The organism is Enterococcus rivorum (genome assembly GCF_001742285.1).
Taxonomy (GTDB): domain Bacteria; phylum Bacillota; class Bacilli; order Lactobacillales; family Enterococcaceae; genus Enterococcus_L; species Enterococcus_L rivorum.
The window spans coordinates 25,319-35,972 of sequence record NZ_MIEK01000030.1; the positions used below are offsets into that span (position 1 = coordinate 25,319).

A 10,654-nucleotide genomic window follows, 5' to 3' on the forward strand; every position below is an offset into this window, starting at 1 on the left:
GTGATAAGAAATATTAAAAGTAAAAAAGCTGAGGCCAACATGAAAGTTGCTTCAGTTTTTTTCTGAAGCCAGCAACTGTTTTTGCATTACAAACGGTTGAATATATTGTATTCTTTTTGTAAGTAAATCATGAGTAATAAGGCCGGTCCTAGAGAACTATGTAAAATTCATCCTTAAGTCCTATGACAAAGATAATGAAAAGAGGCATAATAAGCATATAAGGAAAACACCCTCGGGTGAAAAATTTGCTAAGGAGGCAATTTCCATGAAAGAAAGAGAAAGAGTATTAGACTTAGTTAAAAAAGGCATTCTGTCTTCAGAAGAAGCGTTAGTCTTATTAGAAAACATGGCAACTGAAAAAGATGAAAAGCAAATCGAAAAAGCTGCAAACCAAGTAGATGTAAGTGGCAAAAAAATTGATGCAACAGAAACTGATAAAGTGGCTGACTTGATTGATAAACTAGAAACAGATGAAGAAAAAATAGAACCTGAAGTTTCAGCAGATGAAGCCAAAGCAAGAGAAGCAGAAGATCGTGAACGTTTAGAAAAAATTCTTGATGATTTAGCCACTGAAGCAAATAGAGCATCTGTTGAATTAGATGAAATCAATGCTGAAATTGGCGGAATTAAAGAAGATATTAAAGAGACACAAGAAAAACTAATGGAATTAAATACAAAAGAAGAACTTGATGCTTTAACCGAAGATCAACTAGCGGAAAGAGCTTCTCTAGAAACAACAGTCAAAGAACTAGAAGATATTTTAGCAGATAAGAACCAAGAAAAAGTAGCTCTTGAAGCTGAATTGAAAAACATTCGTAAAGAGCAGTGGTCTGAAACAAAAGAAAAAGTTACCTCTAAATTTGATATTCCAGAAGACTGGAAAGAGCAAACAACAGAAACGCTTAATCAAGTTGGTGAAAAAATGAGTGAAGCTGGTTCCCAATTAGGTTCATTCCTTAAAAAGACGTTTAATTCACTTACTGATACAATGAACGATAATGTGGAGTGGAAAGATATTAACTTTAGAGTGCCAGGAATTGCAACCACTAAATTTGATTATGAATTTAACTACCTTGCTCCAAAAGCTAGTTTGATTGATGTGAAAGTAGCGAATGGTAATATCGTCTTTAAAACATGGGATCAACCAGATCTAAAAGTAGAAGGAAAAATAAAGTTATATGGAAAAATGGATGGAGATTCTCCATTAGAAGCATTTTTGGAAAGAAGCCAAATCGATGTAGATGATGAAGTGATTTCATTCCAAATTCCCAATAAACGTGTTAGAGCTGATTTAACTTTCTATCTACCTGAAAGAGTGTACGACCATGTATCCATTAAATTATTAAATGGAGATATAAATATGGAGTCGCTAAAAGCGAAAGATGTTTACACAAAATCGACAAACGGTGCGATATTATTCAGTAAAATTGATGCTACCATGCTTGAAATCGAAGGGGTTAACGGAGATATTAAAGTATTAAGTGGCGAAATTTTGGATACAATTATTGAAACGGTAAATGGTACAGTTACAATCGCTACAACACCGCAAAATATTGGCGTATCGTTAATCAATGGCGATGTAAGAATTACAGCAAAAGAAACAAATTTAAGAAAAATCGAAGCAAGTTCTGTAAATGGTAACATAAAAATTGCCGTTCCAGCAGAAGTTGGGCTAGAAACAACAGTAAAAACAAGTCTAGGTAGCATTAATAGTCGTCTATCTGATTGTGAAGTGATACGTGAAAAGAAAGAGCGGACCAATCAACTATTACAAGTTAGACGTGTGAATGAAGAAAATATGGCAAAAATTAGTGCCTCTGCAACAACAGGAAACATTTATTTAAAAGATACTGATAATTAAATGTGTGAGGAACTAAAAAATAGTTTTCAGAAAGGATGAAACGTCATCCTTTCTGAAATAATAATGATAATTAATAAGAGGTGAAAAATGATGAACAAGAGATTAACGAAATCCACTAATAACGTAGTTTTGACAGGTTCTTTAGCAGGTATTGCAGAATGGATAGGAATTGATCCTACCATTGTTCGAGTAATTTATGTTGCCCTTAGCTTTTTTTCAGCAGGGTTCCCAGGGATTTTCTTATATATTGTATTAGCAATCTTAATCCCATCTGGAAGACGCGGTGGAAACGGCTCTAGTAGCGGATATGGACATAACAATCCTTATAATGGAAATACGCGGAATGGTAATCCATATGCTAACAACGCTAAACAACGGAAACAGGCTGAAAAGATTGATGATGATGACTGGAGCGACTTTTAATGACGTATTTTCAACGTTTGCTTGTTAACACGTTAACTTTTGTTTCATTATCGGTTATTTTTCCCAATATGATCCATGTAAGAAATATTTGGATGGCTGTACTTGCAGCGTTTGTTTTATCTATTTTAAATATGTTGGTAAAACCAGTATTGACGCTTTTGTCTTTACCGCTGACATTACTAACATTTGGTTTGTTTAGTTTTATAGTAAATGCTGCCATTTTGCAAATGACTTCCTTCTTTGTGGGAGCAATGAATTTTGGGTTTTCCACTTTTTGGGCAGCAGTTTTGATGGCAATGATTATGTCATTTGTGAATACAATCGTTAGCGAACGTAATATAGATAAATATGTAGAGGATAAATGAGGTTGAGACAAACGTTGTTTAGGTTTGAGTAATTGGAGGGAAAAAGGAAGCATACGCTTTTGGTGTTGCTCGATTTTTGAGAAATTGCCGAAAAAACTGACTTTTGATCATCATTTATTAAATGACATAGTCCGAGACAAAACTAGTCTTTAGTTTTGTTTCGGACTTTTTTACTATAAAGCGTTTATTTAAAGTAAAAAAGGCGAGTTTTCTAATAAATAAAAGAGAACAATGATTGAATAGCTAGAAACTTCTTAGCTGAAATGATAAAATGAAACGAGTAGAGGAAAGGAATGAATAATCGATTTTATGGAAGAAGTTGTAAAAATTCATCAGCTCGTAAAAAAACTTTCTCTAGAAGTTGTTTCTGGAAATGAGGAAAGTTTAAATAGAGAAATTAAGACTGGCGATATTTCGCGGCCAGGTTTAGAATTGACAGGTTATTTTAATTATTATTCACATGACCGTTTGCAATTATTTGGTAGTAAAGAAATCACATTTGCAGATCGTATGATGCCGGAAGAACGTTTGATGGTTATGCGTCGCTTATGTGCAAAAGATACACCTGCTTTTATCATTTCTAGAGGGTTAAAGGTGCCGACGGAAATGATTCAAGCGGCGGAAGAAAAAGGCTTAGCTATTTTAAGATCGCCAATTTCTACTTCTCGATTATTAGGTGAACTTTCAAGTTATTTGGATGGGCGCTTAGCCGCAAGAACCAGTATTCATGGTGTTTTGGTTGATGTCTATGGATTAGGTGTTTTGATTCAAGGGGATAGTGGCATTGGTAAAAGTGAAACGGCTTTAGAATTAATCAAGCGAGGTCATCGATTGATTGCAGATGATCGAGTTGATGTTTATCAGCAAGATGAGTTGACCGTTATTGGTGAACCACCTAAAATTTTACAGCATTTAATTGAAATTCGAGGAATTGGTATCATTGATGTCATGAATTTATTTGGTGCCAGTGCAGTTCGTGGATTTATGCAAGTACAATTAGTCGTTTATTTAGAATCTTGGGAAAAAGATAAGAAGTATGATCGTCTAGGCTCGGATGATACGATGGTGGAAATTGCCAATGTTGCTGTTCCACAAATTAGAATACCTGTTAAAACAGGAAGAAACGTAGCGATTATTATTGAAGTTGCTGCAATGAATTTTAGAGCGAAAACAATGGGGTATGATGCAACGAAAGCCTTTGAAGAGCGTTTAACAAAATTAATCGAAGAGAATTCGGATAACTAAAGGGGGAAGCTTAATGTTAGGTCAAGTAAATCCTGTAGCCTTCAACCTTTTTGGTATTTCTGTTTACTGGTACGCAGTTATTATTGTCTCTGGAATCGTTTTAGCTGTTTGGTTGAGTAGTAAAGAAGCAGTGAAGGTAGGAATGAAAGAAGACGATGTGATCGACTTCATGTTATGGGGATTGCCCAGTGCGATTGTTGGTGCGCGTCTTTATTATGTTATTTTCGAGTGGAGAGACTACGCAAGTAACCCAATCGACATTCTTTTTACACGGAATGGCGGTTTAGCTATTTATGGTGGCTTAATCGGTGGCGGTATTGCGCTACTATTGTTTAGTAGAAGTAGATTCATTTCACCGTGGACGTTTTTAGATGTCGCGGCTCCGAGTGTGATATTAGCTCAAGGAATTGGCCGTTGGGGCAATTTTATGAATCATGAAGCCTTTGGTCCTGAAACAACGCGTAGCTTCTTAGAAAGCATACATTTACCGAAATTTATTATTGATAATATGAACATTGATGGAGCCTATCGTCAGCCAACTTTTTTATATGAATCAGTTTGGAATGTACTTGGGTTTATGGTTTTGATTCTTTTAAGAAAAAAGAAAAATTTCTTGAAAGAAGGGGAAGTTTTTCTTGGTTACATCGTTTGGTATTCGTTTGGACGTTTCTTCATCGAAGGAATGCGGACAGATAGTTTGTATGTTTTTGGCATAATTAGAGTGTCTCAATTGCTTTCTCTATTGTTATTCTTTGGAGGAATTATTCTTATTGTAATTAGAAGAAAGAACCCAGCATTGAAATTTTATAGTAGGGAAAAACATTTGTCGGAGTCAAAAAAGTAAAGAGTATGAAAAAGTGTGTAGCAATTTTGTTATGTCGTGACTTCAATTCATCTCTTAGTTTTTATTTTGGAAGGAGATACTTATTAAAATGAAACAAAAAGTTGCTGTTTTAGGTCCTGGTTCTTGGGGCACAGCGTTAGCACAAGTATTAGCTGAAAATGGGCATGAGGTTCGAATTTGGGGAAATAACGCTGAGCAAATTAATGAAATAAATGAGCATCATACCAATAGACACTATTTGCCAGAGATTGTTATTCCAGCATCTATTCAAGGGAAAACAACTATGGAAGAGTGTATTGAAGAGGCAGATGCGGTATTGTTCGTCGTTCCAACGAAAGCGGTTCGTGCTGTGGCAAAAGAATTTTCAGAAAAATGTAAAAATCGTCCTTTAATTATCCATGCTAGTAAAGGATTGGAGCAAGTTTCGCACAAACGTATTTCTGAAGTGTTGATGGAAGAAATTCCCATTGAGAAACGTGCGGGTGTAGTTGTCTTGTCTGGTCCTAGCCATGCAGAGGAAGTTGCCGTTCATGATATTACAACAATCACAGCTGCAAGTGAAATTCTGGATGAAGCAATATATGTTCAAAAACTGTTTATGAATGATTATTTTCGAATCTATACAAATGATGATGTGATTGGTGTTGAAACTGGTGCAGCATTAAAAAATATTATTGCTTTAGGCGCTGGAGCGATTCAAGGACTTGGGTTTGGTGATAATGCTAAAGCAGCGATTATGACTCGAGGTTTAGCAGAGATTAGTCGCTTAGGGGTAGCAATGGGAGCGAATCCCTTAACCTTTATTGGACTAAGTGGTGTAGGGGATTTGATTGTTACTTGTACAAGCGTTCATTCACGAAATTGGCGAGCTGGAAATTTGCTAGGAAAAGGGCATAGTTTAGACGAAGTTCTTGAAAATATGGGAATGATTGTAGAAGGTGTTTCGACTACAAAAGCCGCGTATGAACTTTCACAACAATTAAATGTGGAAATGCCTATCACAGAAACAATTTATAAGGTTCTTTATGAAGGCGAAGATGTTAATCAAGCAGCAAAAGACATTATGTTGCGTGATGGTAAAACAGAAAATGAGTTTTTAATATAGATATTTTTAGGGAGGAATTAGAAAAATGAAAGTAAAAAAAGCAGTCATTCCAGCGGCAGGTTTAGGGACTAGGTTCTTGCCAGCAACAAAAGCGATGGCAAAGGAAATGTTACCAATAGTTGATAAGCCAACCATTCAGTTTATTGTAGAAGAAGCCTTGGCTTCAGGAATCGAAGATATTTTGATTGTTACTGGGAAAGCTAAACGACCAATTGAAGACCATTTTGATGCCAATTTTGAATTAGAAAGTAATTTGAAAGAAAAACATAAAACAGAACTACTAAAATTAGTAGAAGAAACGACAGATGTTAACCTTCATTTTATTCGTCAATCACATCCTAAAGGACTTGGCCATGCGGTTTTACAAGCAAAAGCATTTGTTGGGAATGAACCGTTCGTTGTTATGCTTGGTGATGATATTATGAATGATGAAGTTCCTTTGTCTAAGCAACTGATGAATGATTATGAAAATACGCATGCTTCAACGATTGCTGTGATGAAAGTTCCACATGAAGAAACGTCTAAATACGGTATTATCAATCCAGAAGTAGAAATTTCAAAAGGCCTGTATAATGTTAAGAATTTTGTAGAAAAACCCAGTCCAGAAGAGGCTCCAAGTGATTTAGCGATTATTGGTCGTTATTTACTAACACCTGAAATTTTCCATGTACTAGAAAACCAAAAACCAGGTGCGGGTAATGAAATTCAACTAACAGATGCAATTGATACTTTAAACAAAACGCAACGTGTATTTGCTCGTGAGTTTAAGGGGAAACGATATGATGTAGGGGACAAATTTGGTTTTATGAAAACAAGTATTGAATACGGCCTAACTCATCCTGAAGTAAAAGACAATTTGCGTCAATATATCATTGACCTTGGCGCAGAATTATCTAAAGAAGATAAAGCAACTAAAAAATAACGTTTTTTAGATAATACTAAAATTTTTTTGTTGTCAAATTGTGAGGTTGAAACCATCCCGTTTCAACCTCTTTCCGCTATGATTTCTGCCGGGAGGCTTAATGTGGAGAGTCAATAAATATACTGGTATAATGAAGCTATAAAAAATTTATGATTTGTTAAAAAAAGATCTTGGTGTTATGCTACAATCATGAATAATTATGTTGGAGGAGGTATGATTATGACAGGTGGAGAACTAGCTGCAATTATAGCAGCAGTTGCTTTTGCTGTGCTGGTTGCTTTTTTAGCAATGGTATTGTCAAAAGTTTCTAAGACAATAGACAAAGTATCTCAATCAGTTGATGAAGCAAATACGACGATTGAGGTTATAACGAGAGATGTAGATATTCTATCGAGACAAGTAGAAGGTCTACTAGTGAAAAGCAATGAGCTTTTAACAGATGTAACGAAAAAAGTGGCGACAATTGATCCTCTATTTACTGCAGTCGCTGATTTAAGTGAAAGTGTTTCTGAATTGAATAGTTCTAGTAAAAATCTAATAAACAAAGTTGGTACAGTAGGTAAAACAACGGCAAAAGCTGGTGTCGTAGGAAAAGTTGGCGGAGCTGCTTTTAGAGCGTTTAAACCTAAAAAAGAGACAAAGACATCAAACAATCAATAAAATAGAACGGAGGAAATAATTTATGGCTAAAAAAGGTGGATTTTTTCTAGGAGCAATAATTGGAGGAAGCGCAGCAGCAATAGCAGCACTTCTATTAGCACCAAAATCAGGTAAAGAATTACGTGAAGATTTAGCAAATCAAGCAGACGACTTAAGAGAAAAAGCGTATGATTATACGGACTATGCGGTGCAAAAAGGAGCGGAATTATCTTCGATTGCAAAAGAAAAAGCTGAAACTCTAGGAGATCAAGCAAAAGAGTCATTAGATAAAGCACAAGATGCTTCAGGAGATGTTTTAAACACATTGAAAAAGCAAACAGAGGATTTATCTGAAATATTCAAGAAAACTGCGTCAGATGTAACAAACCAATTTGATGATTTAGAAGAAGATTTATCAGATGATATTTACATTGATGCGAATGAAACAGCAAAGAAAGCAAAAGAAACTGTTTCAGAAGGAATAAGTGAAGCAAAAGAAGTAGTAGAGCAGGAGCCTGTAAAAGAAGTTCCTCGCGAAAAGAAAAAACTAGTAAAAATTTCTAAAGAAGTAAAGAAAGATAATTCAGAAGAAGAAAAATAGTAGTTTGGCAAAAAAACAGACATGAAACAATTTAAGCCCCTAGAGTTTACGATCTTTTGGGTGTCTTACAAAAATTGTTTTGTCTGTTTTTTTTATCAGTTAATAATTGTTAATTCTTTGGTAGTTTTTGTAAAAGTTTCGCAACCGTTTTTAGTGACATGGACACAGTCTTCAATACGAACGCCAACTTTTCCTGGGATATAAATTCCAGGTTCTACAGAGAAACACATGCCTTCCTCAATAACCAAATCGTTTCCAGTAACAAGAGAAGGATACTCATGGACGGTTGTACCAATTCCGTGGCCTAAGCGATGATTAAAGAATTCCCCATAACCATAACTACTGATAGTATTTCTAGCAATGTCATCTAATTCCCCAGTTGTTATACCAGGTTTCGCGGCATCTAATGCTTTTAGTTGAGCTTCAAGAACAATATTGTAGATGTCTTTTTGGAAATCTGTAGGTTCTTTAAAACTAACGGTTCTGGTGACATCGCTACAGTAACCATTCCAAACAACACCTAGGTCAAAAAGAACCAAATCTTTTGGAATAATTGGTGTATTTCCTGGCGTACCATGAGGGCTAGCTGCATTTTTTCCTGTTAAAACTAATGTGTCAAAACTCATTGCACGAACACCTTGACGTTTTAGCTTATATTCAATCTCTGCAATAATTTCTTGTTCTGTAATTCGTTCACGAATCGCTTTTATCCCTATCTCCAATGCCACATCAGCCCAGTGACCAGCTTCAATTAATTTATCAATTTCGGTTTCGGTTTTAATCAATTGTAACTTTTCAATTAGAGGAGTTACGCTTGTTGAGAAATCCGTGGAAGGAAAATGGGTTTTCAAAATCTCAAAACGCGCTAGAGACAGAGCCTCTTTTTCTAACGCAATAGCATGAGAGGCACTATTTTTATTAATTAATTCAGAAATTTTAATCCATGGGTCTTCACTGTCTAAATAACCATAAACAGGGAATTTCCACGAACTACTTTCAGCACTCTCTACCTCAAGAGCAGGTGTAAAAAGAAACGGATCATTTTCTAAAGGAACAAAAAGAGCAAGGACACGTTCATGAGGATTGCTTTTATAGCCAGAAAAATAGGCAATGTGTCCAGGATCACTAATGTAAGTTAGATCAATTTTATTATGTGCCATCCATTGTTTTAATTCATTCAACTTTTCTTGATTCATAAATATCCTTCTTTCGTTGTTGAAAATTTTAATTAGGTATTCCCTCTATACATAATAACATGAAAGTAAATAAAACGCTTTTTGAAATAAAAAGTAAATTTTCATGAAAATAAGATAAAACGGTTGCACAAATAAAAAAATTCTGCTATTCTTATTGGGAAATGTAAATAGCGTTTTCTGAAAATGGAAACAAATAATAGTTTTAGGAGAAAGAACATGGAAAAACAAACAATTACAATTTATGATGTTGCTCGTGAAGCAAATGTATCAATGGCGACTGTCTCTCGTGTAGTCAATGGAAACCCGAATGTAAAACCTGCAACTCGTAAGAAGGTATTGGAAGTTATTGATCGTTTAGATTATCGTCCTAACGCTGTTGCTCGTGGTTTAGCTAGTAAGAAAACAACAACAGTAGGTGTGATTATTCCAGACGTAAGCAATATTTTCTTTGCTTCATTGGCTCGTGGCATTGATGATGTAGCGACAATGTATAAATATAATATCATTTTGGCGAATTCTGATGGGAATGACCAAAAAGAAGTGAACGTCTTAAATAATCTTTTGGCCAAACAAGTAGATGGAATCATTTTTATGGGACATCATATTACAGATGAAATTCGTGGTGAGTTTTCTCGTTCAAAAACGCCAGTTGTATTGGCTGGCTCTATTGATCCTGACGAACAAGTGGGTAGTGTTAACATTGATTATATTGGTGCTACTAAAGATGCAACGAATTTATTAGCTAAAAATGGAAACAAAAAAATTGCCTTTGTAAGTGGTGCACTAATTGATCCAATCAATGGACAAAACCGTATTAAAGGTTATAAAGAAGCCCTAATTGAAAATGGATTAACTTATAATGAGGGGTTGATTTTTGAATCTGAGTACAAATTTAAAGATGGTGAAAAACTAGCTGAGCGAATCCGTCATAGTGGTGCGACAGCTGCTTATGTAACAGATGATGAATTAGCTATTGGGATTTTGGATGGCATGCTAGATGCTGGAATCAAAGTACCAGAAGAGTTTGAGATTATTACTAGTAATAATTCATTATTAACAGATGTGGCTCGTCCTAGACTTTCTAGTGTGACACAACCGTTATATGATATCGGTGCTGTTGCTATGCGTTTGTTAACTAAATTAATGAACAAAGAGGAAATTGAAGATAAGACAGTAATCTTACCTTATGGGATGGATGAAAAAGGATCTACAAAAAAATAAATAAGAAAGGAAACTAAGTCAAAAATTCCGATTTAGTTTCTTTTTTTATAAATAAAGAGAGTGGGACAATAGTCAGAAATACATCTGATTGTTGCCTCACTTTTTTGATTTCTAAAAAAAGAGAATGTTCCGTTCAAAAAACAAGAGGGATCAACTATCAACGAAGAGGCAGCTAGCCGGAAGCAACTCGGCAAGAAACGAGCCGATTTCATTCCTAACTGGCGTCAAACGA

11 protein-coding genes are annotated in these 10,654 nt (G+C 35.2%); 10 read left to right on the plus strand and 1 reads right to left on the minus strand.

Annotated elements, in window-relative coordinates:
• Window positions 1–265: 265 nt before the first annotated feature.
• From liaX to BCR26_RS10790, 9 genes are all read left to right on the plus strand, one after another.
• A complete protein-coding gene (gene liaX, locus BCR26_RS10750) occupies window positions 266–1,861 on the plus strand; it encodes a daptomycin-sensing surface protein LiaX (protein ID WP_069698992.1) in 1,596 nt (531 codons plus the stop codon).
• Window positions 1,862–1,951: 90 nt separating this feature from the next.
• Complete coding sequence (locus BCR26_RS10755) at window positions 1,952–2,284, plus strand: PspC domain-containing protein (protein ID WP_069699003.1); 333 nt, start codon at window positions 1,952–1,954, stop codon at window positions 2,282–2,284.
• Window positions 2,284–2,649 carry a phage holin family protein gene (locus BCR26_RS10760; RefSeq protein WP_069698993.1) on the plus strand — a complete coding sequence of 122 codons (366 nt, stop codon included), beginning with the start codon at window positions 2,284–2,286 and terminating at the stop codon, window positions 2,647–2,649. The genes BCR26_RS10755 and BCR26_RS10760 overlap by 1 nt, the downstream gene beginning before the upstream one ends.
• Window positions 2,650–2,958: 309 nt before the next feature.
• Entirely contained in the window at window positions 2,959–3,894 is a 936-nt protein-coding gene (gene hprK / locus BCR26_RS10765; RefSeq protein WP_069698994.1) for an HPr(Ser) kinase/phosphatase, read from the plus strand.
• A 13-nt stretch (window positions 3,895–3,907) separates the two neighbouring features.
• Entirely contained in the window at window positions 3,908–4,738 is an 831-nt protein-coding gene (lgt, locus tag BCR26_RS10770) for a prolipoprotein diacylglyceryl transferase (RefSeq protein ID WP_069698995.1), read from the plus strand.
• A gap of 88 nt (window positions 4,739–4,826) precedes the next feature.
• Window positions 4,827–5,843: an NAD(P)H-dependent glycerol-3-phosphate dehydrogenase gene (locus BCR26_RS10775; RefSeq protein WP_069698996.1), complete on the plus strand. Its 1,017-nt coding sequence runs from the start codon at window positions 4,827–4,829 to the stop codon at window positions 5,841–5,843.
• 25 nt (window positions 5,844–5,868) lie between these two features.
• Entirely contained in the window at window positions 5,869–6,765 is an 897-nt protein-coding gene (gene galU / locus BCR26_RS10780; protein WP_069698997.1) for a UTP--glucose-1-phosphate uridylyltransferase GalU, read from the plus strand.
• Window positions 6,766–6,984: 219 nt separating this feature from the next.
• The gene (locus BCR26_RS10785) at window positions 6,985–7,425 is read left to right on the plus strand and encodes a DUF948 domain-containing protein (RefSeq protein ID WP_069698998.1); all 441 of its coding nucleotides are present in this window, start codon (window positions 6,985–6,987) and stop codon (window positions 7,423–7,425) included.
• A gap of 22 nt (window positions 7,426–7,447) precedes the next feature.
• Window positions 7,448–8,005, plus strand: coding sequence for a YtxH domain-containing protein (locus tag BCR26_RS10790; RefSeq protein ID WP_069698999.1), 558 nt, complete (start codon window positions 7,448–7,450; stop codon window positions 8,003–8,005).
• Between the two features lie 95 nt (window positions 8,006–8,100).
• Here BCR26_RS10790 and BCR26_RS10795 read toward each other — a convergent pair whose 3' ends face one another.
• A complete protein-coding gene (locus BCR26_RS10795) occupies window positions 8,101–9,201 on the minus strand; it encodes a M24 family metallopeptidase (protein WP_069699000.1) in 1,101 nt (366 codons plus the stop codon).
• 216 nt (window positions 9,202–9,417) lie between these two features.
• On the opposite strand from BCR26_RS10795, the gene ccpA reads away from it, so the two are divergent.
• Window positions 9,418–10,422: a catabolite control protein A gene (gene ccpA / locus BCR26_RS10800; RefSeq protein ID WP_069699001.1), complete on the plus strand. Its 1,005-nt coding sequence runs from the start codon at window positions 9,418–9,420 to the stop codon at window positions 10,420–10,422.
• Window positions 10,423–10,654 lie beyond the last annotated feature (232 nt).